We start from the raw sequence: 21674 nt of genomic DNA on the forward strand, positions 1-21674 counted from the left end.
ATCATGGACACCAACCGCCGCGCCTTCTTGCAGGGCATGACCGGAGCAGCATTGCTTGCCCCCTACCTGGCTGTCGAAAAGGCCATGGCCGCGCAAACGACAAAACCGGCAGGATCGGCCGCTTCCGCTGATCCGGTTGCCGCCGATCAGACGGCGATGACCGACATGCACATGGAAGAAATGAACCGCGTGCTGGGGCCGGGCCTGTGGGGGCAGGAACAGGTGGCGATGCTGCTCTATCCCAGGTTCACCGCGCTTGATCTGGTCGGCCCGCATTTCTTCTTCGCCAGCCTCTACGGCGCAAAGGTCCATCTCGTCACCACCGAGAAGGATATGTCGCCGGTCGTCTCCGATCTTGGTCTTGCGATCCAGCCCACGGTGACAATGGCGGACGCCCCCAGGGAGCTCGACGTGTTGTTCATGGGGGGCGGCACCGAGGGCACCCTTTCGGTCATGGGCCGGGCCGACGTCATGGCGTGGATCAGGGACCGCGCTTCGCGCGCCAGGCACGTCACCAGCGTCTGCACCGGATCGATGATCCTGGCAAAGGCCGGTCTGCTCGAGGGAAAGCGGGCCACCTCGCACTGGGCGGCGCGCGACGCCCTGAAAGACTTCGGAGCGATCCCGGTCGATCAACGTGTGGTCAGGGACGGCAACGTCCTGACCGGCGCCGGTGTCACGGCCGGCATGGATTTCGCCATCGCGCTGGTCGAGATGCTGCGCGGCCGCGCTTACGCGGAATCGCTGGTCCTCCAGAGTGAATATGCGCCCGATCCGCCGATCAAGGGCGGCACGCTTGCCACGACCTCTGCGCCGGTCGCGCACATGATGAGCGAAATGGCCCGCCCGCTCGCCGCGCAGTTCCGCGCGATGGCCACAGGCTGAATCCAGTTATTCAAAACGCATCGCCGCTGGTCTCGCGCTACGAACAGCATGGGATCAGGCGGCGTTCGCAAGGGATAGCTACTGCGCCGAGCCGGATCGCATCTTCATCCACCGGACCAGGACGGGACCACGACGTCGCCTTGCAATTGAATTGAGAGCAGGTGAACGCTCGGTTTGGCCGGTCCGTTGTAGCGGCGTGGCGGCGGATTCCTCCTGTTTGTGCGGGTAACATTGTCCAGTCGCAGGGTATCGCCCTAACGGGAAAGGGAGCGAATCTGCCATAGACCGAGCAGGACAGAAAAGAAGCCGATGACGCCCAGCACCGCATCGCCATGGGACAGAGCGGCCATTCCCGCCCGGTGGAACCCCGCGAGGCCGAGCGCGGCGAGTCCCAACAGCACGAACAAGCCGAACAAGAGCTTCCCTTGCCGGTTGCTCGTTGGCCGATAGTAGGTGTGATAGCTGGTGCGGTCGCCGCGTCGCCACCACTTTCCCGAAGGATCGCCTCGTCCCATCGCGCCGATGATGGCACCTTGCTGGCCGGGCTGCAACGGCTGGATTCAACTGATTGCCTGTCGAATTGGATGAGCGTTTCAGTGATATGTCAGCGAATGCGATCAAAAGCGTACCCACGCAGCCAAGCCTCCCGGTGGGCGTGGGGATCCGGCATGAATACTTCCGCAATGGGGCGGGACGCGATTGGCAGCTTCCTGTTGCGAATCTCTGCTCCTGACTAGACGCCGATCACAGTCGCAATCGCGACTGCGTTGACATTCAGCTATCGTGCATCCATATGTCTGTATGTAACGACATACGGATGCACCAATGCCAGCCACCTTCACCAGCAGGGATTTCAACCGTGATCCTGGCAGCATCAAGCGTGCTGCCCTGTCGGGTCCCGTGTTCATCACCGACCGCAACAAGCCTTCGCTCGTCGTGCTGGCGATCAAGGATTATGAGCGCCTTGCGGGGCGCGGCACCTCATTGCTCGACGTGCTGATGCCCGACGACGATCAGGATTTCGATTTCGAGCCGCCCAAGGCACGCATCGGCGCGCGGCCAGCGGACCTCGATTGATGTTCCTGGTTGATACCAATGTCATTTCCGAAAGTCGCAAGGCCCGATCAGGGCGTGCGGCGCCGGAAGTCGTGGCATGGCTCAAGGCGACCGATCCCAGCACGACGTTCATTTCGGCCATGTCGCTGTTCGAACTGGAACTGGGCGTGGTTCGCGTCGAGCGCCGCGATCCTGCGCAGGGTGAGAAACTACGGCACTGGCTCGACCATATCATCAAACCTGGTTTTGCCGGTCGTGTGCTGGCGATGGACACCACGGTTGCGATCGCCTGCGCAGCACTGCACGTCCCTGATCCGGTCAGCGAGCGCGATGGCTGGATCGCGGCCACCGCTCAAGTACATGGTCTGACCGTCGTGACGCGCAATGTCGCAGACTTCGAGGCAACGGGCGTTCTCATACTCAACCCGTGGGAAAGCCATTGAGCGAACGCCGGAAGCCCTCAAAGTGCGGAAAACACCTGTTTTTCGTGCATTAGGGGGCATTGCACTCGGCTGATCTGCGAAAGATCAGCTTCACGGCTTTGAAACCGCTATGACGCTAATGAAGCCAGATGAATTTCGAGCACACACTCCATGCCCTCATAGCAACGCTGTATCAGCGCCAATACGAAATTGCGCGGCGGCTGCTGGACGATCCCAGCGACATTGCCCTCCATGCCGAAATCCCCAATGGGGCGCTATTAACGCAATGGCTTACCCATGACGAAGACGACGAAATCTTTGAAGCTCTGGACAAGCTCGGTTTTCTTGAACGGGAAGCGGCTCCAGGATCATATGATTATTACGTCCATGCGCTGAAACTCCAGTATCCGACACTACGCGAGCAACTTGCTCGGGAGGCTCTTTCCGATTCCGTCGATGAACAATGGTTGGTCGGGTGTTTCATCCGATATGCGGTGCGCATGGACAGGCACGATGTTCTTGGAAATGTGCGCCTAGCTGGCCTGCCGATTCATAAGGATTGGTTCCCGGTCCCCAGCTACTATGTTGAGGCGATGCGCGACATAGCGGCTGTCGGATACTGCGAGTTCGAAGCGGGGAAAGCCAAATGGCTTCCAGCGGTGTCAGCTATCATGGAGGCGCGGGGCTGCTGGATTGAGGATCGCACCGCTGATGAAGTCCGACAGGACTATTTAATCGAAATCTGGCACGAAATGCCGAACGAAATCAGGAGACTTACGCTGCTGGACAGCGATTCCCCCCATGCGATGGCACTCGCCACTTTTATGAGTTATTTCTGGGATAAAGATGAAGGATGGCATTTCGATCCCGATGTTCTCGCGACCGAAATTCTCGCGGACGAAGCGAAAATATCATTGCGAGGCGGCTACTTTGCTCTCGCACTCGAGATAAGCAAGGCGGTTAAATCGGCGCTTTTGCCCTGATTTCATCCGATTGACCCACATGCGCCGACAATCACATGATTCCCGACAGGGTGCCACGCATTTCTGCGGAAAATCCCCGATCGGCGGGGCGGTCCCATCCGTTGTAGGCCGGAGTGTCCGAAAAACACTGTCGGAAAGTAAAAGTGTCCGACAATGCCGTTTCGGGGGTGTAGCCATACGGCGAGGGCCGCAGGCAGACTAACGTTTGGCGATTTGCTGGTCAGCGATGAGCGTTTCGAGGTTGTCGACGCCGTCATAGGTGAAGGCCATGATGCCGTCTTCGTGCTCGGGGCTGTAGATCCAGATCAGGCCGTCTTGCGGATCCATGCCGAGTGCGAGATCGGCGATCTCGTCTTCGGTTTTGTCGAGTTCCCGGGCGACGAGGCCGATGGTTCGCACGGAATGGACCTTGTTGACGTGGGCCATCAGGCGGCCAGCGCGAGCTGAGAGAGGCGCCAGTTCCACGGCAGGAGTTCGTCGAGACGGCTGACGGGATGGTCGGCGATGCGGGCCAGGACATCGGCGAGCCAGGCCTGGGGATCGACATCGTTGAGCCGGCAGGTCTGGATGAGCGAGTAGGCGACGGCGGCGCGTTGCCCGCCGCGATCGGAGCCGCAGAACAGCCACGACCTGCGTCCGAGGGGTACGCAACGCAGCGCCCGCTCCGCGGCGTTGTTCGACAGGCAGACCCGGCCGTCGGTGAGGAACCTGGTGAACGCGTCCCACCGGCGCAACATGTAGTTGATGGCCTTGGCGAGGTCATGGTTGCGCGATATCCGACCGAGCTGGGTGTTCAGCCAATCGTGGAGTTCTGCCATCAGCGGGGCGCTGAGTGCCTGGCGCATGGCAAGGCGCTCGGCCGGACTTTGGCCATTCATCTCCCGCTCGATCGCAAACAGGGCGTCGAGCTTCTGCACGGCCTCGAGCGCGATCGGATAGATCATGCCAGGCTTCTCGCCGCGGCTCTTCCGGCGCGCAGCGCCCTCGACATCCGCGAGCTCGAAGAACTTCCTCCTCGCATGGGCGAAGCAGCCCGCCTCAAGGATCGGACCGGGCTCGCGGTTCGGGGCATAGAGCTCGTTGTAGCCGGCATAGGCATCGGCCTGGAGAATGCCGGACCATGCTCCGAGATGACGGCGAGGATGATCGCCGCGCCGGTCGCGCGAGTAGTGGAATACGACCGAGGGCGGATCGTTGCCGCCGAAGGGCTGATCGTCGCGAACGTAGTTCCACAATCGGCCGGTGATGGTCTTGCCCTTGGCTCTGACCGGCACGGTCGTATCATCGCCGTGGAGCCGCTGGGCGGCAAAGGTGTGTCCCTCGATCAGGCGGAAGATCGGCATCAGCGCCTCACAGGTGGTGCCAATCTGGTCGGCCAAGGTCGAGACGCTGAGCGGCACGCCCTCGCTGACGAAGCGTTCGGCCTGTCGGTGCAGCGGCTGATGCTGGCCGTACTTGTCGAACAGCAGCATGGCGAGGAAGCCAGGGCCGAACATCCCGCGTGGCGTAACGTGGAAGGGCGCCGGGGGCTGCGTGATCTTCTCGCAGTCCCGGCAGGCGAACTTCTCGCGCACCGTCTGGATGACCTTCCACTGGCGCGGGATGACCTCGAGCGTCTCGGTCACGTCCTCGCCGAGCTTCGACAGCCGGTCGCCGCCGCAGGCCGGGCAGGCGCATGGCACGGGAATGACGACACGCTCACGCGGCAGATGGTCCGGCAGGGGCTTCCTGGCCGGCTTGCGCCGTTCGAAGGCCGCAATGGTTGCAGTCTTCGCCGCCGCCACTTCGGCGGCACGCTCGTCCTCGGCGGCATCGGCTTCGAGGTCTTCGAGCTCCAGTTCGCCTTGGCCGAGCAGCCGCTCGGTGCGTTCAGCGCTGGGGCCATATTGCTCGCGTCGCAGCTTGGCATTCTGCAGCTTGAGGTGCGCGATCATCGCCGCGGTGGCGTTCTCCCTGGCCCGGGCGTTGGCCTCGATCTGATCGATCTTCTGCAGCGCTGAAGCCAGCAGCACCTTGAGGACTTCAACATCGTCCGGAAAGGGTGGAACAGCGGCTTCCATGGGAGGAGTGAATCACTGCCAGCCCTGCAGATCAAGCCGTAAATGCGGGACTTTGCAGCCTATCCGGCGCTCTGCGGCCGCCAGCTGTACTGCGGGTTGCGCCAGTCGATCCCCTCGAGCAGGCAGGCCAGCTGCGCAGTGGTCAAACTGACCACGCCGTCCTTCGCCGAGGGCCACACGAACCGCCCCTTCTCGAGCCGCTTGGCGTAGAGCGACATGCCGATCCCATCGTGCCAGATAATCTTCACCAGTGATCCGGAACGACCGCGAAAGACCCACAGATCGCCGGCGAACGGATCCTTGAAGAAGTTCTGCTGCACCTGGGCGGCCAGGCTCTGCATGCCGCGCCGCATATCGGTGTGCCCCATTGCGATCCACACCCGCGCGCCCGACGGGATCATCGCACCGCCCTCAGCGCGGCGGCCGCAAGCGCTGGCGGGGCCGACGCCGAAATCCGCAGCCGCCGACCATCGGCCAGCTCCAGCACGATCGCCGCTTCAGGTTCTGCAGCCGATCCGCAGGGCGGCTCCGATCGCGCCGCATCCTCGATCACCGCCGGTGTGAATGCTGACTGTGCTCGCCTCAGCGCCTCCCGGCGCCAGATGTAGATCAGGCCTCGCGACACGTCATACCGGCGAGCGACCTGGGCAACTACAGCGCCCGGTGAGAACGCCTCCCGCAGGATCTCCAGCCGTTCCTCATCCGACCAATCACGTCGGCGCCGGGCGTCCGACAACACCGTCACCTGCATCATGCTGCCCTGCGTACGTCCATATGTGCGTCCATAAGGACGTCCTGAGCCACACCCGCCTTCCTCAGCAAGCGGGCCTCACCGGACAGATACTCGGGGGTTTTCCGTCATGCCCCTGCACCATGTATCCGCATCACCGATCACGGCTTCCTGCATCAGTGATCCGCGATCGGCCCGTAGAAGGCATCGACCGGGGCCAAGCGCGCTCGGCAGACCTCTCCCACGAGCTGGCTGAGAACAACGACGCGCTCGAACGCCCATTCAAGTTCGCTGCGGGTGATCCGGTAGTTATGGCCATATCGCGCTTCAAGGTAGGCGCGGCGGATGCAGTTGTAGGCTCGCCGCTCGAAGTATGTGGTTCGAGGCCAGGCCGCAAAGAGGCGTTCGTCGAGCACCTCCGCCGCCCGCCGGAGATCGTCCAACTCATGCGTCCGCAAACCATAAAGGGTCAACGACCAGCTGACGCAGCTATAGAAGAGCTCACAGGCTTGATGCAATTGCAGCGCCGCCATGGAATCGTTGACCTGGTCTCGGCAGAAACCTGCGCACTGAAGAAAGTCGCTTCCTCGTGCATACCAGCGCGCATATTCGGCCCGTCCGCGCGATTGCCGTTCAGCCGGAGACAGGTGTCGCGGGGATTTGAACGGTGTCGCGTCGCATTGATACAGCGCGATGCCGTTCGATACGATGTCCACGAGGCGCGGATCGCCCGTGACCAGGGCTCTGTTGACCGATTCAAGGCTTTCCACCTCGAGCCGAACCGGATGGGAGACTTCGCCACGCTCCCATGCGAGCCGCAAGCGATCGTGTACCGGCCCCCAGGCTCGTCGCCTTGCCGCCAATTTCGGATAGTTGACGATCGCCAACAGTTCGATGGCTCCCGTGACAGCGGGTGCGCCCTCGGCCCCAGCGTGCGCCCCATGGAGGATGAGCTTCAAAATCCGCCCCGACCTGAAATGCTCGGACAACTTGCCCTGAACGATGCCGGAAAATGTATCGAACAGAATGCCGGTCAAGCGGCGGACATCTTCTCGAAGGGCTGCGGAAAAATGCTCGGTGTCGGTTTTCAGGAGCAGGACCGCCGGAGCTTTCTGATCAATGTTCGAACATGTCATGTTCCACCGGCAACACTGATCTCCAAACCTATGTGTTCAGCAGTTTACAGACGTCGGCTTTGTGCTGCTGCACGTTCCCGGAAAACCGGGCAGAGTGTCAATGATTCGCCGGGAGTACTTCCAGGTCAGTCTTTCGCAGAAGGCTGTCGAGGGTGAGAATTGGCTGTCCGGCTGCCTTCGCGTGCGCATAGTGGAAGCAGTCGAAATTGCTCAGCCGCCGCTTGCCGATTCCGTGGTCTTCGGCAACTTCGACCGCCAAACTCAAAACCTTGGTGGGAGACGTTGCTTCACGCAGCGCGATATTTCGCAGTTCAAGCCATTCGGTAACGACGGCATGAGCATCTCGATAGCTGCATCCCAACTGTTCGGGCCTCGACAGGACGATGATCGCTCCCAGGCGGCAAGCGCCGAAGTGAACGGAGCTTGCGCATCCACGAGCGCCTCTTCGTATGCTTCAGCGGCTTCTTCCCCAGCGAAGATAGAAACGATTGCACGGGCATCCACGAACATCACGCCTCCCCGGCGAGATCGTGATCAAGCTCATGCCACACGCTATCAGGCACCGGCTTGCGATCCGGCTTGAACGCAAGCCCTCGACGAGCAAGGAGCCTCTGTGCGGTCTGGGAGGGACTCTCGTGCCGAATCCGTGACTGCAGCGTCTCCTTGAGCGCAGCTACCACTGCCTCGGTAATCGTCGTCTGGTCGATCTGAGCGAGACGTCGTGCAAGCGCATCGGCTTCGGGATTGCGGATGTTCAGCGTCATGTGTAGCTTCCTTCGTGTAGCTCGTATGTGTCCATTCCTTGCGGAGTCCGCAATGAGCCTGGCTGCTGACCGAATTCCGCAGTGCGTAAATCCGGCCAGCAAGCCCTGAATTATCCGAGTTCGGACAATATCCGTTCGGCATCGTCAGGCGGAAGGAACAGCCGGGTTCGGAAGCTGATGATCTCGGTGAACGAGCCGAGCGATTTCAGCCAATCGAGCCTCTCGGCGGGATACCCCCTGATCTCGAGGCGCTGCTGCCCATTGACGCGCACCCGGATCAGACGCGCACCGGGCAAGGTATCGATCGGGGCGCCGTCGTAACTCGAGGCGGCGACAATGAGATCGGCGGGCGACAGCTTCACGGCGTCGGCGACATTGAAGCTCGCGGCGGTTTGGGCGAGCATTTCGGCAGAGATGATACGGCCGAGCCGCGATTGCCCGCTGGCCTCATCGACGATCCGCCACACCCGCACGTCGTTTTCCGGGAGCTTGTTCCAGACGGGCAGCAACAGGCCGGTCGCAACATGCACCGTCTCGGTATCGACTTGTTCGCGCGCCTGCTCGGCCTCCTCGCGCCAGAGACGTTCGAACGCTTCCTTGTCGATATGCTGCCAGAAGCTGCGGGCGAGACTTTCGAGACGCATGCGATCCTGGCCCGTCGGCCGGACGAGTTGGCACATCGGTATTGGGCGACCTTCTTCGTCCATCTGTGACCATGACGGTACGCGCAGCGCGACGCGGCCCGAGCGCGCATTGCGCAGGAACGCGATATCGTCGGCCCCTTCCCATACATTCATCAGCCGGCCAAAGCTGGTGACATTGCGCTTGAGATGGAGGTTGAGCTTTTGCAGTCGGGTTTCCGCGCCCGATACCTCATCGCGGTGGATGATGGTGTCGGAGAGCAGTTCGACCTTTTGCGCGAGGATCGTCTCCACGCCAAGATCGAGCGTCCCAGCCTCGCGCGCAGCATCGATCCGCGTCTGGATGAGCGCGAAGAATTCCTCGAATATCGCATTTTGCATCGCGATCCTGAGCGCCAGGAGCCGATTGAGCCAGCGCTGGATCGGCGGGAGCTTGTCAAGCAGCTCACCCGAATTCCCATAGGTGAGCTTGAGACCCGTCATCATCTCGAATGTCGCAAGGGTCGTGCTGGCCAGTTTGCCGGCGTGAAGCAGATGATACCATTGATGCAGCGCATCCTTGGCGTAGTCGCTCTCCAGATTGTCGGCCGGATCGAACAGGTTCTGGCTCCCGGCCTGCCGCTGGCCGCGGGTGAGCGCGCCCAGCGCGTCGAGCCGACGGGCGATGGTCGAGATGAACCGGCGTTCGCCCTTGCAATCCGTGGTCACGGGGCGGAAGATCGGTGGTGTCATTTGATTGGTGCGGTGCGTGCGGCCCAGTCCCTGGATCGCCGCCGGGGCCGACCAGCCCGGTTCCAGCAGAAAGTGCACGCGCCGCCGATGAGCGCTGTTGGAGCCTCGGTCGGAATGATAGGATCGTCCGGTGCCGCCGGCCCGCGTGAACACCAGAATGTCTTTGTCGCCATTCTGGAACGCGTTCGTGTCCGCAATCCGGGCAAGCGGGGTCAGGCGCTCGATTTTCTGGCGCCCCGCGCAATCGTTGACGATCCGGCGCGTGCGCCCGGTGACTTCCGCCACCCTGTCCGTCCCGAAACGACGGATCAGTTCGTCAAGTGCGGTCGAAACCGGCGGCATGGCGCAGAGCTTCTCGATCAGCGCATCGCGGGCGCGCACGGCTTCCTGGCAGAGCACGGGATTGCCATCGGCGTCCGCCGCAGGACGTGAACGAAGCTCACCGCTATTGTCCTTGTAGACCGCCATCTGCCGGGTCGGAAAAGCGTCGGTCAAGTACCCGACCAGGACGTCGCGGGGCGAGAGGTCCAGGTCGAGCGAGGCCCGCTCGTCGGGGGAAAGCTCGGCCAGGCGCCGCTCGAGGATCGCCTCCGAGGTAGAGACCAACTGGACGACGGCAACGTGGCCGCGCGCCAGTTCCTCATCGATCGCCGTCAAGAGCGTCGGCATTTTCATCGCGACCAGAAGGCTCGAGTAGAAGCGCTGGCGAGAGCTTTCGAACCGGGAGAGCGCCGCGCCCTTGGCCTGCCCGTTCAGCGTATCGCCGCTCACCCGGTCGATGACATTGGTCGCCTTGAGCACGGCATCGAGGCCCGCATGCACAATAGCCCAGGCATCGCAGTAGGTGTCATAGATGGCGATCTGTGCGGGTGTGAGCTTGTGCTCGAGCGGATCGTACTCGATGCCGGCATAAGATAGCGACCGGGCCGTATAGAGGCCGGTGGCCTTGAGGTCGCGGCTGACGACTTCCATCGCGGCAATGCCGCCTTTTTCCATGGCGGCGGTAAAATTCGTGCGCGTGTTGAACGCGGTTCCTGCGCCCCACAGGCCAAGCCGCATCGCGTAGCCGAGATTGGCGGGTGTGGTGGCGCCGGTCGCCGAGACATAGAGGATGCGCGCACGCGGCACCGCGTTCTGGAGACGCAGGCCCGCAATGCCCTGCTGGGAGGCTACCGCATCGCCGAACTCGCTGGCACCCGGCGCGGCATTGGCAAGCGCATGGGATTCATCGAAAATGATGATGCCATCGAACTCACCGCCCAGCCAGGCGAGAATCTGATCGAGGCGCGAGGCCTCCTTGTCCCGAACCGAGCGCAGCGTGCTGTAGGTCAGGAACAGGATACCCGATGACATGGCGATAGGCTGTCCGAGCGCGATCGCATCTAGCGGCTGGATGTCGGCGGCCACGCCGCCAAGAGCTTCCCAGTCTCGCCTCGCATCGCCCAGGAGGGGGCCGTTCAGCGAAATCCAGACATGCCGCCGATTGCCGCGACACCACTGATCCATGATACAGGCGGCTGCTTCGCGCCCCTTCCCGACGCCCGTGCCATCGCCGATGAAGAACCCTTGCCGGTAAACATGCCCTTGATCGTTCTCGTGCAGGACGTCACCGGCTTCATTGGTCTGGTAGCGTCCCGGAAGGTCCCGGTCGAACGCGCTGGTGGCAAGCATCAGCGTTTCGAGCTGGGCATCCGACAGCGCCGCAAAGGTGGCTGGCGGCAGCGAGGGGCGATAGGTTGGCGCCGGCGGCAGGACCGAGGCCATGGCGAGCGTTTCGACCAGCATGTCGGGATGCGGCGTCGCGCCTGTTATGTCGACGCGGGCCAGGCGCCACGGCGCAAAGATGCCTGCGGCCTCACCCATCGGCAGCGGCTCGTCGCGGAGCACATAGTCGACGGGCTTCGCCTCGGTGTCCACCGTCTCGCGTTCGGGCGGCGCGACGCGGGGCATGGGCTTGACACCGCCAAACAGAGAAAAGGCCGGCCTGCGGGTGCAGACCGGCCTTGCGGAAGGCATGGGCGCCGGATCGCCCGGCGGCGATGGTGGCGGCCCCAGGCGGGAAGGAAGCGCCAGCACATGGGGCAAGGCGTCCACAAGCGAGTCCACGGCGATATGGGCCGTCTCGCCGATCCAGCCTTTGTCGAAAATCAGCAGCCGGATACGCGTGGCTGTCCCGTGCTTGGCATAGACATCGCCGCGGATGTCGATCTCGACGCGCGGGCGAACCACTTCGGACACCGAGGCATATCCGGCTCGGCCCGGTCCGTCGGCGGTAAAGCTGGACGCCATGATTGCAACGCAGCGACCATGGTCCCGGAGCCGCAGCAGCGCCGAGCGCAGATGGCGAGCGCCGGCATGGCGATCACGTCCCCTGCCCTCGCTCCGCGAAAATGGCGGATTGATGAGCACGACGTCGGGCGCGAAGCTCGCGGGGAGCCAGTCGTCGATCGAAGCAGCATCATAAACGGTGACAGGCTGGTCGGCGACCTTGGCGAGCAGCGCCGCGCGCTGGGGATCGCGCTCGTTGAGGTGGAGGACCGCACCGGCGCGCGCCGCCAGAACCGTCAACATGCCGGTGCCCGCGGATGGTTCCAGCACCACGTCTTTCGAGCTGGTCCGGGCGCAAAGCCCAGCGATCCAGGCCAGCGCCATGGGCGTGCTGAATTGCTGGAAGTCGACCTGATGCTCCGAGCGGTAAGTCTGCGTCGGAAGGCTGCGTTCGATGTCGATCAAGGCCTCGAGAGTCGCGTCCGGACCGACCGAGGCCAGCGGCGATGTCCCGGCATCGCGAAGGAACAGAACCTGCCCGGCTTCAAGCGCGTCATAGGCGTCGCGCATCGACCAGGCGCCCGACGCATCGGTGGCGCCGAAAGTCTCGCGCATCATGCGGACCAGCGCCTGGCGCGAGATCAGCCCGCCCTGGGTGAGTTTTTCGGCGACCAGCATGGCGACGGTGTGGAGGTTGACCGCCTTTGCGGCAGCCTCGTCGGTGCAGGCGCCGCGAACCGCGGTGAGTGGATTGCTCATGTCGAAATACTCCGATGGGTGCGCGGCAGCTCCCGAGGCGGGCCGGCAAGTCACGCGCAAAAACGAAATCGGGCCGGAACGACGGTGCGTCCCGGCCCGAAAGGTGCGGAGGCGATGGGCTCAGGCGGCTTCGGCCAGATCCTCGCCGTCGCCGTCGTTGGCAGCCTCGACGGGCGTGACGGTCAGACCGCCATCCTCGTTTGCGCCGTGACCGATCGCGGCTGCCGGATCATCGCTGGAGGGCCGGGCCGCCTTGTCCTCGGCCGAGGGCTCCTCGAACCGGATCGGCCTGGGAACCCAGGCGAGCATCTTGTCCTTGATCTCGGCTTCGATGATCGTCTGGCCGGCGAACAGCTTTTCAGCGGACTTCGCCAGTTCGCCCTTCTTCGCGGCACCATACCGCGTCGTCAGATCCTCGCCGCCGATGTCCTCGAACAGGTCGAGGATCCACTTGCGGCTGACGGCATCGAAGAAGTTCCGCGCCGTCGGCCGCCACCAGCGAGCGACATCGATGTCGAGGCTGCGACCGATATGGCGGAGGAACGGTGCGCCCGAACCGGCGTCATTGACCGGCTCGATGGTCCGCGCGATCGCCCAGGCGAACCAGGCGGCGCGCTTTTCGTCGTCCAGCGCCCGGAACGCATCGAACCGCGCGATAACCTCGCCCGCATCGCGCCAGGAGTGGTCGAGTTCGCCTTCGAGCTTGGCCCAGGCTTCGGCCGCGGCGGTCTCGGTGACGTAGTTGCCCACGCGGCGTTCGGGCAGAGGCGCCTTGAGGCCGGAGGCGAGATCATAGGCGCCGCCGAACTTGCGATGCGCGGCATCGATCATCACGAAGGTGCCGAGGTCCATCGCGAAGTGCGGATCGTTCGCCACATGGAGCGCGACGAGTTCGGTCCGCATGACCGAGAGCCGGTCGACCAGCTTCTGGCTGAGAGCAGGCTTGCGCGGAGCGGGATCGCCGTCCGCATCGTTCGCCGGGCCGTCGTCTTCGCCGTCGCCCTCGTAGTCGGCACCCGACACGTCGTCGTCATCGCCGCTCTCGGACAGGAAAAGCGTTTCCTCGACGACGGGCTTGCCATCCTCGCCGATCACGACATAGGCGAGCGCGGTCGCTTTCTGCTCAGGCTCATAGACCGGCTGCCGGTTCAGGATCTTGCCGAGTTCGGTTTCGAGCGCCTCGACCTTCTCGATCTGATCGTCCGTGTACCCGTCGACCTCGTTGGCGTCCTGCTCGATCGCTTCGATCTCGGCCTCGATTTCCTGCATTCGGGCCTGCAGTTCGTCGCTGAGCAGCGGAATGACGCCCGAGATCCGCCGCAGCCCCATCGTTGCGGTATAAGGAACATGGGTGGATGCGATGGTACGGACCTCGGCGAAGCCTTCACGCTGCCGGATGGCTTCCGCCGCCTCGGCGAGGGCTTCCTCGGCCAGCTGGTCCAGCACTTCGCGGCTGGTCCACAGTTCGCTTTCCGCATCGGAATAGAGGTCCCTGTCGATCGTGCCGCCCGCCGCGAGATAGGCCTCGCGACCGACCAGCAGCGCCTTGGGGTGGCCGCCGGTGTAGCTGCCCGCCGTGACCTGGGTCTCGATTTCGCGCACGTTGTTGGCGTAGTAGGTGCCGGCGAGGCTTTCATAGACGGCGGCCTGCCGAACCGTGTCGCTGGTCTTGGCGTAGGCCTTGGCGATATCGAGGGTGATTTCGCCGCGGGCCAGCGCTTCGAACACGGGCGTTGCCAGATTGGCGAGGCGCAGACGGCCCAGCACGAACTTCTCGGTGAGGCTGAACCGCTTGGCGATGTCGGCGGCCGTCTTCTTTTCCTTGTCGATGATGGTGCGGAACGCGGTGCAGGCGTCGGCCGGGTTCATCGCCAGCTGGAAGAAATTTTCGGCAAGGCTCATCGAGATCGCGTCCTCGGCGGTGGGCACGACCATCACCGGGACCTGGAAGTCCTTGGGCAGAACGCCCTTTTCGATGTTGCCGAGCGTGCGCGACAGACGGCGGCCGCCGGCATAGATATCGTAGTGGTCCTTGCGGCGCTTGATCGGCACGCCGATCAGATTCTGGAGGACGATGCCGGTCTCGCCGAGGTGGGCCTCGAACTGGGCGTCGGCATCGGCATTGGAGTGCTTGCGCACATTGTCTTCGGCGACCCGGCAGTTGACCGCGGGGACGTAGATGATCGGATAGGTCATGGGTGTTACTCCTTGCGCGGCGTGTTCGCCTGACCATCAGGCCACTTTCCGCACCATCCCCTCACCCCCTCCCCTCCAGCCCGGTGCGGTCGAGAGCCGCGTCAGCTTGGGGAAATTCGCGCAGACCGCGCGGCCACAGGTCGGCTGGATGGATGGGATTTGCGCCTATGCTGCGCTGCGCCAGAGGGGATCGGGTCCATGGCGATCTTGAAGGCGGCGGCCCGAACGGGTTGCCTGTTAGGGGCGATCGGATTTGCTGGAGGCTTTTTCGGGCCGATGATCTTCACCCCGGATGCCAACCAGGGGCCGATGCTGGGAATTTTCATTACCGGGCCAATCGGATTTCTGCTGGGGCTGCTGGCCGGAGCCTTCGGCGCGATCCGGAAGCGTTGACGCAGGCTACTCTTGTCCGGCGCCAATGCGGCGTTCCTGAATGTCCGCGCAAAGCTGATCGTTCCAGTCGTTGCAGCCATGGTCCGGCAACCAGACGTCGATCGAGCGTCCGGGCCGATCATGGGCTTCGCGTGCGGTCGCGGTGCCGATGCGCCCGGCCTGATCATCGTCGGGAAGGAGGATGAGCCTGGTCACGCTGTCAGGTATGGCTATGTGACCGAAGCGTTCGCTTCCGAGCGACGCCCAGACCGGAATTCCGAGCAGGATGTGCGCGGACCAGCCGGTTTCCCAGCCTTCGGCGAGGCCGAGCGTGTCGCCGGGCAGACCGAAGCGCACAGCGCCATCAAGGGGGCGCCCGAGCATTCGCTTTGGAGGATCGAGGTCGGCGGCGGGCAAGCCCGTGACGGGATCGAGAAACAGCCGCTCCAGGGCCACGACGCGGTTCTGACTACGGACGGCGGCAAGCAGCGCGGGACGGAACCGCAAGCAATGTCCAGAGCCAAGCGGCGTTCGGGGATGATAGCGCAGCGTGGCGGCACTGCCGACAAGCGCCCTGCTGCGGGCATAGCGCTCGGCCGGCGTCCCTCTCATCGGCCAGGCTCCGTTCCAGAGTTCCCGCGCCCGCACGGCGATACGCTCGTCGCGCGATCGCCAGGTGGGCGGACGATCATTGTCATTGTCGTTGGTGGGCACGTCCAGTCGCAGCAGCCGAAGTGCGCGCAGGACATCGATGGTGTCGCAGCCGGCGAAGCATTTGAACAGCAGGCTTCGACGCCCCGCCCGCACCGACAGGCTTGGATCGTGATCGGCATGAGCGGGACACCGGCACAGGCCGAACTTTCCGTTCCAGCGGCCTCCGAGCCGTCTGACGAGATCGGCGGCGGCAGTCTCGAGGTCGAGGTTGCAATTGTGCGGCATGACGAAATTCCTTCCGCCAGCTTCCCGCCCCCTCCCCTTCCCAAGGTCCGGGCAATCGGTGATCGATCAGCGAAGTGCCGATACGCCGGAGATGACCGCCGACGCGTTGCTGCATAGAAGCGTCGAACGCCTGCGCCGGGGTGATTCGGCATGGGCCCCACGACAAATCGAAAAGGAGTTTCCCTCGGTGAACAACAGTGATCTTGCCGACGTCCTCGCCGCAGCCAACGGCATAACCAAGACCGACGCGCGCAAATACGTGGACGGCATCTTTGCCGCGATCGTCGAGGCCGCGGCCAAGGGCGAGGAAATCGCGCTGAACGGCTTCGGCAAGTTCAAGGTGAAGCACAGCCCGGCGCGCGAAGGCCGCAATCCGTCCACCGGCGCGGCGATGACGATCGCGGCTTCCAGGAAACTGACGTTCACGCCGGCGAAGGCCGTGAAGGACAAGTTGAACGGGTAATCAACCGCAATGCCGGGGCGGCCCAGGCCAGCCTCGGCATTGCCCTGTCATCGCAGCGTCAACCGAAGCCTTGGAACGATGAAGACCGCGCGGATCAGCGGCCTATCGGACAGCGCCGGACGCCTTGCTTACCACCGTGTCTCGAGGGTGACCCCGAATACCCGCGGATCGCCGAGAACGGCACGCGGCAATCCGTCGAGACGATATTGGTAGTAGTGGTCGTTGAAGATGTTGGACGCGAAGACGGCCAGGGTCCAGTTCCGCGTTCCGTAGGCGAGCCGGGCGTTGACCAGCGTTCGCCCGGCCGCACGGGTCGCGGCCTGGGGAATGCGCACCTCTGTGAATATGGACGAGCGATGGCTGGCGTTCAGATTGACGATGACGCATTCGGCGGGCCGAAAATTCACGCCGCCCGCGAGCGTCCAGCGCGGCGCATGTGAAAATTCGAGCCCCGCATAGTTCGTGACGCTGCCGATCGCCGCGGCGAATGCGTCGAACTTCGTGCGCGTATACCCGAGCGACGCATACCAGTCGATGACGGGGCTCACCCGGTGGGCGGCCTCGATTTCGAAGCCGTAGAGGTGCGACGTGCCCGCATTGACGATATTGGTGTCGTAGATGTTCAGCCCGAAATTCGCGGAAACCTGCTGGTCCTTCCAGTCGATATAGAAGGCGTTGGCATTGAGGGTCAGCCGGCCATCGAGCCAGGCGGACCGCAGCGCCAGTTCATAGTTCCAGGTGAATTCCGGATCGTAGGCAAAGGTCGATGATCGCGCGACATTGCTGCTCGAGCCGCCCGAACGATAGCCGCGCTGAACGGTGAAGGCTGTCTTGATATTCGGCGTCCACGCCATCTCGATCCCCGCCTTGGGCAGGAACGTGGCGAAGGTCCGATCGTCGGCGGCGGCCGAGCCGCTCGCCTGGGCGACGATGCCGTCCACGCCCAGGTTAATTCCGGCGACTGCGAGGTAGAGAGGCGATCCAACAGGCCCGAACGCGCGCGGGTCGGGATATGTCCCGGCGAAACTCGCGGCCTGAACGATGCCCGTGTCGCTGATTTCCCGCTCATAGCGCAAGCCGGCCAGGATCGAGAGCCGATCGGTCAGCCTGAGGCGCGCGTCGCCGAAGACGGCATAGGTGTTCACCCGGTCCGTAGACTGCGCCGCGAAGCGAACCGGGATCTGTGGCAGCGCCCGGCCGTACTCCCCGGCTATGAAGCGGGCCGTTGGGGTATCGACGCCGCTGCTGCGCAACAGCGCGACGATTGTGTCGATCGGCGTCGGGACGGCATTGTCGCTGGCGGTGGCGACGCTGCTCGTGCGGCGATAGGCGAAAGCGCCGACGAGGCCGCTCAGACGTTCGCCCTCGTAGTTGAGCCGTAATTCCTGGGATAGCGTCTTGAAGCGGCTTTGCTGGCGATAGGTCCCGCCATCCGCCGAACCGGCGTCATTGTCGTAGCGGCTGGATTCCCGCACATCGTCATAGGCGGTGATCGCCGTCAGGGAGAGCCCGTCACCCAGATCGTAGCGCAGGTCGATCGTGGCGATATCGCTCCTGGCGTCGCTATCGTTGGGGTCGTTCGAGAAATTCCGCCGATGGTCGAAGAAGTCGGGTGTCGTCGTATCGACGTAGCTGAAGGAATAGCCGCTCAGACGGTGGTAGCGGGTGTAGCCGAGACGCGCTTCGAAGCCCGGCAAGGCGCTCGGGCTCCACAGCAGTTTCGCGCGCAAAAGGGTCGAATCGAGAGGGTTTTCGTGCGTGCGCCGCGTCGGATTCCAGGTGAAGCCATCCGCATCGCGCTTGTCCACCACCACCCGAAAGGCCAGTTCGCCGGGAACGAGCGGCCCGCCTGCGGCAGCGGCGAACTGGGTCTCGCCATGATCGGTGATCATCGCCCTGGCCCGCATGTCCCAGGTCATGGCCGGGTCCGCCGTTTCGACGACAACCGCGCCCGCCAGCGTGTTCAATCCGCGTATGGTCGACTGCGGCCCCCGCAGGACCTCGACTTGCGCCACGTCCCACATATCCGTCGGCGCCGCGTGAACGAGGGCGGCAGGCAAGGCTGCGCCATCGACAAAGACCGTGGCCAGGGCCGCGCCTTCCCCGCCCTTGATCCCGCGATCGGCAATCCCGCGAAGCGTGAAACCCCCGGTATAGAAGGTATCGCTCATGTTCGCGGTGCGCTGGAATATCTCCTGGACCGAGACGATATTTTCCTGATCGATGCGCTTGGGGGTGGTCACCGCGACGCTGGCAAGCGTGTCCTGCAAGGACCTCCTCGCCTTTTCGCCGGTGACGACAATCGCCGAATCGGCGTCTCGCTCCTGCGCCGCCGCAACTGTGCTCGAGCACAGTGCGGCAAGGCCCACCGCTCCCCACGGACATAGACGCGCCATCGATTCCCCCCGAAGCCAACGACACGGCCAATAGATAACGTAACCTATTGCAGACAATAGCCTGACCGAACAAGTTGCGCTCCGCTTGCGGGATCGGAGCGGGCGTGGTTGTCACCATCATGGTGATTCGCAGGCATCATCTCCGCGCCGTTGCGGCCCGTAGTTGATTCTTGTCAAAGCCAGGCCCTGCCAGGTGCAGGATGCGACTATGAGGGGATCGGAAAATATGGGGAATTGCGTCCTGTCCTGCCGCAGCACGGTCCGCGTGGGGGCTGTCGCGCGTGCGTTTGGGGTAGCGGCGATGTCCGGATTTGGACTACGGCGATAAAATGATCGCCCCTCTCTTTTCTCCAGACCGGATCTCGTTCCGGACCGTTTGCGATAGGCGCGGGCATCCCGGCCTATCCGCAGGCGCCGCGCGGGTTCGGAAGCGATCATGACCGAACAGGAGCAGGAAGAGCGCGATCTCGCGCGCTGGCGCCGGCTGACCGACAAGCAGCGCGTTTGCCTCGACCCGCTCATCGACGGTCTCACATCGAAAGAGATAGGCCGCCTGCTCGGCATTTCCAAATGGACGGTCGATCAGCGCATTGACACGGCGAAGCAGGTTCTTGATGTGCAGGATCGCCGGGCGGCTGCGAAGGAATATGCCCGGCTCAAACGGATATACGATCACGTCGCATACGATCCGGTGGAGGTTCCGCCGGCCCCCATGTTCGTGCCATCCGACTTTCCGGACGGCGACCCGAGCCCGGTCCTGACGCTGAGCGACAGTGCGTCGCCCAGCTTCGATGCCGGGATCGGGTCGAGGGAGTTCTTCCTGCCGTTCCGGGACGGATGGAGACACGATTACAGCATCCAGGCCCGCGTCGTGATCATGGTCGGCATCCTTTTCGCCCTGGTCATCGTCGTGTTCCTGGGCCTCGGCATCGCGGAAACGCTGACGAGGCTGGTCTCCAACTGAACCTGTCCACTTGTTGACCCAAGGTTCGCCGGCGCGCGGTGCGTTTCCGGCAAAGGAGAACTCATGCCTCAAACCAAGCTCATGGCTGCGCGTCTGCAGCAAGATGTCCCCGCCGCCGAAGCCAAGGTCGATGACGCCATCATCGCGCTCTCCTCGCTGATGACCAGCATGGTGACCGCGCGGCGCGAAAGCGGCGTGCCGGCGAAGACCGGCCAGGCCACGATCCTGCGTCTCGCCAAGGCGCAGATGTCGCTGGTCGACGTCAGCAGCGACGTGCTGCGCATTCATGGCGATCTGATCGAGATCGGCAAGGAAACCGGCAGCTACGACCTGCGCGACTGTCCGAACGGCTCGGCCGGTACCACCCCGCATCTCGCGGCGGTGGCCTGACTGTGGTTGACCGGGAGCGACCAGCATGAAAAGCGATAGCGATGCGCATTGCAATCTTCATCGCCCTTCTGCTGGTGGCTCTCGGTTACGCCGCCTGGAAGGGTGGCGGGCCGGAACGGGTGATGGTGGTCATAGCGCTGACGATGGTCGCGCTCGATTTCCTGCTGTCGGCGCTCGGACTGGCGGACTACGGGAATCTCGATCGGGAGTATCTGGCGCTCGATCTGATGGGTGCGGCTGCGACCGTAACCCTTGCGCTGGTGGCGCACCGTTTCTGGCCGATGGTCGCGGCGGTCCTGCACGTCCTGCCGCTTCTGGGCCACATCAGCCGCGCGCTGGACGTTACGATGAACCCGATTGCCTATCTCACGATGCAGGTCGCATCGTCCTGGCTGCTCCCGCCCCTTCTCCTCGTCGCAACCTGGCGGCACCAGCAGCGCTTGCGTCGCAACGGCAGCGATCCGTCCTGGCACGTTTCCTGGCGACGGTCGAACCGGTCGATGGCGAGCGCCTAGCGGGCGCGCTGCTCGAGGAATTCCAGAGCATCAACCGCATCCTGGCGCAATCGCACGAGGCGCTCGCGCGCGTTCTCGGCCAGGATGGAACGATCGCCAATATCCTGCTGGGCGCGCGCGATGTGTTTCTCGAGGGCCTGCAAGCCGACCTCGCGACGCAGCCGGTGGATCCCGCCTGCCCGAAGCTCAACCGCTATCTCATGGCTTCGATGGGCTCGCTTCCGGACGAAGTGCTGCGCATTCTCTTCCTCGACGCGTCCCACCGGCTGATCGCGGACGAGACGCTGCATCGCGGGTCCGTCAGGCAGATCGAACTGTACCCCCGCACGATCTTCCGCCGGGCGATGGAGCATGGCGCCACGGGACTCATTCTCGTCCACAATCACCCCAGTGGCGATCCCAAGCCGAGCCAGAGCGACATCGACGCCACGCGCAAACTCGTGGACCTTGGCCTCTCGCTCGATGTCGAAATCGTCGATCACATCGTCGTCACCGCGACCAGCGCGCGCCGCATCGGTGCGCTTGGCCCCACGTCCGGCGATCGCTGCGACGGTCCCGCGCATCGCCTGCGCGACAGCATCAACCGCGGCGATCCTTCCGGGAAGCGTTCGATCGCGCTGGAAAATGCCCGCCGCGCCTTCGCCCGGCGCAAGCATCGCCGCGGTCTGTTCGGCACGTCGAAACTGTTCAACGAACCGGCGTGGGACATCCTCATCGACATCTTCGTTCACGAATGCGAGGGCAAGAAGGTGCCGATCAGCGCGCTGTGTCATGCCTCCTATGCGCCGGCGAGCACCGCGCTGCGGCGGGTCAACGACCTGTGCGAAGCAGGGCACGTCGTGCGGATCGACGATCCCGATGACGGGAGACGGCATTTCGTCGCCCTGCGGCCTGCGACCGTGGACCTTCTCTACGACTATTTCGGCGTGACCGACGACTGGCCTGGTGACGACTGAATAGGCGGCTTGCCGTCCAACGCCCCGAACAGCTTTTCGATATCCGC

23 protein-coding genes are annotated in these 21674 nt (G+C 63.7%); 10 read left to right on the top strand and 13 right to left on the bottom strand.

The features are described 5' to 3' along the window. The first annotated feature begins 3 nt into the window (after window positions 1-3). Window positions 4-885 carry a DJ-1/PfpI family protein gene (locus MU856_RS08555; protein WP_263588865.1) on the top strand — a complete coding sequence of 294 codons (882 nt, stop codon included), beginning with the start codon at window positions 4-6 and terminating at the stop codon, window positions 883-885. 254 nt (window positions 886-1139) lie between these two features. Here MU856_RS08555 and MU856_RS08560 read toward each other — a convergent pair whose 3' ends face one another. Further along, a complete protein-coding gene (locus MU856_RS08560; protein WP_263588866.1) occupies window positions 1140-1436 on the bottom strand; it encodes a hypothetical protein in 297 nt (98 codons plus the stop codon). Between the two features lie 274 nt (window positions 1437-1710). Between MU856_RS08560 and MU856_RS08565 the strand changes: the two genes are divergently transcribed. The 3 genes from MU856_RS08565 to MU856_RS08575 all read left to right on the top strand — a co-directional run bounded on the left by MU856_RS08565 (window position 1711) and on the right by MU856_RS08575 (window position 3346). Next, entirely contained in the window at window positions 1711-1962 is a 252-nt protein-coding gene (locus MU856_RS08565) for a type II toxin-antitoxin system Phd/YefM family antitoxin (protein WP_263588867.1), read from the top strand. Beyond that, complete coding sequence (locus tag MU856_RS08570) at window positions 1962-2384, top strand: type II toxin-antitoxin system VapC family toxin (protein ID WP_263588971.1); 423 nt, start codon at window positions 1962-1964, stop codon at window positions 2382-2384. The genes MU856_RS08565 and MU856_RS08570 overlap by 1 nt, the downstream gene beginning before the upstream one ends. 128 nt (window positions 2385-2512) lie before the next feature. Beyond that, window positions 2513-3346 (top strand): hypothetical protein, encoded by an 834-nt coding sequence (locus MU856_RS08575; RefSeq protein WP_263588868.1) that lies wholly within the window; start codon window positions 2513-2515, stop codon window positions 3344-3346. Between the two features lie 198 nt (window positions 3347-3544). Here the strand turns inward: MU856_RS08575 and MU856_RS08580 are convergent, their stop codons facing one another. The 9 genes from MU856_RS08580 to MU856_RS08620 all read right to left on the bottom strand — a co-directional run bounded on the left by MU856_RS08580 (window position 3545) and on the right by MU856_RS08620 (window position 14632). Continuing rightward, complete coding sequence (locus tag MU856_RS08580; protein ID WP_263588869.1) at window positions 3545-3772, bottom strand: hypothetical protein; 228 nt, start codon at window positions 3770-3772, stop codon at window positions 3545-3547. Beyond that, complete coding sequence (gene tnpC, locus MU856_RS08585; protein ID WP_263588870.1) at window positions 3772-5406, bottom strand: IS66 family transposase; 1635 nt, start codon at window positions 5404-5406, stop codon at window positions 3772-3774. The genes MU856_RS08580 and tnpC overlap by 1 nt, the downstream gene beginning before the upstream one ends. 59 nt (window positions 5407-5465) lie before the next feature. Continuing rightward, window positions 5466-5807: an IS66 family insertion sequence element accessory protein TnpB gene (gene tnpB, locus MU856_RS08590; protein WP_263588871.1), complete on the bottom strand. Its 342-nt coding sequence runs from the start codon at window positions 5805-5807 to the stop codon at window positions 5466-5468. Then, a complete protein-coding gene (gene tnpA, locus MU856_RS08595) occupies window positions 5804-6160 on the bottom strand; it encodes an IS66-like element accessory protein TnpA (RefSeq protein WP_263588872.1) in 357 nt (118 codons plus the stop codon). Before tnpA ends, tnpB begins: the two co-directional genes overlap by 4 nt. Before the next feature lie 152 nt (window positions 6161-6312). After that, complete coding sequence (locus tag MU856_RS08600; RefSeq protein WP_263588873.1) at window positions 6313-7173, bottom strand: DNA-binding protein; 861 nt, start codon at window positions 7171-7173, stop codon at window positions 6313-6315. A 196-nt stretch (window positions 7174-7369) separates the two neighbouring features. After that, window positions 7370-7633 carry a type II toxin-antitoxin system VapC family toxin gene (locus MU856_RS08605; RefSeq protein WP_263588874.1) on the bottom strand — a complete coding sequence of 88 codons (264 nt, stop codon included), beginning with the start codon at window positions 7631-7633 and terminating at the stop codon, window positions 7370-7372. A 148-nt stretch (window positions 7634-7781) separates the two neighbouring features. Further along, on the bottom strand, window positions 7782-8036 hold the full coding sequence (locus MU856_RS08610) for a type II toxin-antitoxin system VapB family antitoxin (protein ID WP_263588875.1): 255 nt from the start codon (window positions 8034-8036) through the stop codon (window positions 7782-7784). A gap of 110 nt (window positions 8037-8146) precedes the next feature. Further along, a complete protein-coding gene (locus MU856_RS08615) occupies window positions 8147-12355 on the bottom strand; it encodes a strawberry notch family protein (RefSeq protein ID WP_263588876.1) in 4209 nt (1402 codons plus the stop codon). Window positions 12356-12556: 201 nt separating this feature from the next. Further along, window positions 12557-14632 (bottom strand): ParB/RepB/Spo0J family partition protein, encoded by a 2076-nt coding sequence (locus tag MU856_RS08620; RefSeq protein WP_263588877.1) that lies wholly within the window; start codon window positions 14630-14632, stop codon window positions 12557-12559. Between the two features lie 198 nt (window positions 14633-14830). On the opposite strand from MU856_RS08620, the gene MU856_RS08625 reads away from it, so the two are divergent. After that, a complete protein-coding gene (locus MU856_RS08625) occupies window positions 14831-15025 on the top strand; it encodes a hypothetical protein (RefSeq protein ID WP_263588878.1) in 195 nt (64 codons plus the stop codon). Between the two features lie 6 nt (window positions 15026-15031). On the opposite strand, the gene MU856_RS08630 is transcribed toward MU856_RS08625, so the two are convergent. Then, the gene (locus tag MU856_RS08630; RefSeq protein ID WP_263588879.1) at window positions 15032-15943 is read right to left on the bottom strand and encodes a toprim domain-containing protein; all 912 of its coding nucleotides are present in this window, start codon (window positions 15941-15943) and stop codon (window positions 15032-15034) included. Between the two features lie 187 nt (window positions 15944-16130). Here MU856_RS08630 and MU856_RS08635 point away from each other — a divergent pair, with 187 nt between their 5' ends. Continuing rightward, a complete protein-coding gene (locus MU856_RS08635; protein WP_263588972.1) occupies window positions 16131-16406 on the top strand; it encodes an HU family DNA-binding protein in 276 nt (91 codons plus the stop codon). Between the two features lie 128 nt (window positions 16407-16534). Here MU856_RS08635 and MU856_RS08640 read toward each other — a convergent pair whose 3' ends face one another. Beyond that, complete coding sequence (locus MU856_RS08640) at window positions 16535-18676, bottom strand: TonB-dependent receptor (protein ID WP_263588880.1); 2142 nt, start codon at window positions 18674-18676, stop codon at window positions 16535-16537. Window positions 18677-19238: 562 nt separating this feature from the next. On the opposite strand from MU856_RS08640, the gene MU856_RS08645 reads away from it, so the two are divergent. The 3 genes from MU856_RS08645 to MU856_RS08655 all read left to right on the top strand — a co-directional run bounded on the left by MU856_RS08645 (window position 19239) and on the right by MU856_RS08655 (window position 20671). Next, on the top strand, window positions 19239-19766 hold the full coding sequence (locus MU856_RS08645; protein WP_263588881.1) for a helix-turn-helix transcriptional regulator: 528 nt from the start codon (window positions 19239-19241) through the stop codon (window positions 19764-19766). A 63-nt stretch (window positions 19767-19829) separates the two neighbouring features. After that, window positions 19830-20156: a hypothetical protein gene (locus MU856_RS08650; protein WP_263588882.1), complete on the top strand. Its 327-nt coding sequence runs from the start codon at window positions 19830-19832 to the stop codon at window positions 20154-20156. 41 nt (window positions 20157-20197) lie between these two features. Further along, a complete protein-coding gene (locus MU856_RS08655) occupies window positions 20198-20671 on the top strand; it encodes a hypothetical protein (protein ID WP_263588883.1) in 474 nt (157 codons plus the stop codon). Here MU856_RS08655 and MU856_RS08660 read toward each other — a convergent pair. Next, on the bottom strand, window positions 20668-20814 hold the full coding sequence (locus tag MU856_RS08660; RefSeq protein ID WP_263588884.1) for a hypothetical protein: 147 nt from the start codon (window positions 20812-20814) through the stop codon (window positions 20668-20670). The genes MU856_RS08655 and MU856_RS08660 overlap by 4 nt on opposite strands. A gap of 21 nt (window positions 20815-20835) precedes the next feature. On the opposite strand from MU856_RS08660, the gene MU856_RS08665 reads away from it, so the two are divergent. Continuing rightward, the gene (locus MU856_RS08665; RefSeq protein ID WP_263588973.1) at window positions 20836-21627 is read left to right on the top strand and encodes a JAB domain-containing protein; all 792 of its coding nucleotides are present in this window, start codon (window positions 20836-20838) and stop codon (window positions 21625-21627) included. Window positions 21628-21674 lie beyond the last annotated feature (47 nt).

Origin of the sequence: Sphingopyxis sp. GC21, assembly GCF_025727575.1 — a bacterium.
In the GTDB taxonomy this organism is placed as follows: Bacteria; Pseudomonadota; Alphaproteobacteria; order Sphingomonadales; family Sphingomonadaceae; genus Sphingopyxis; species Sphingopyxis terrae_A.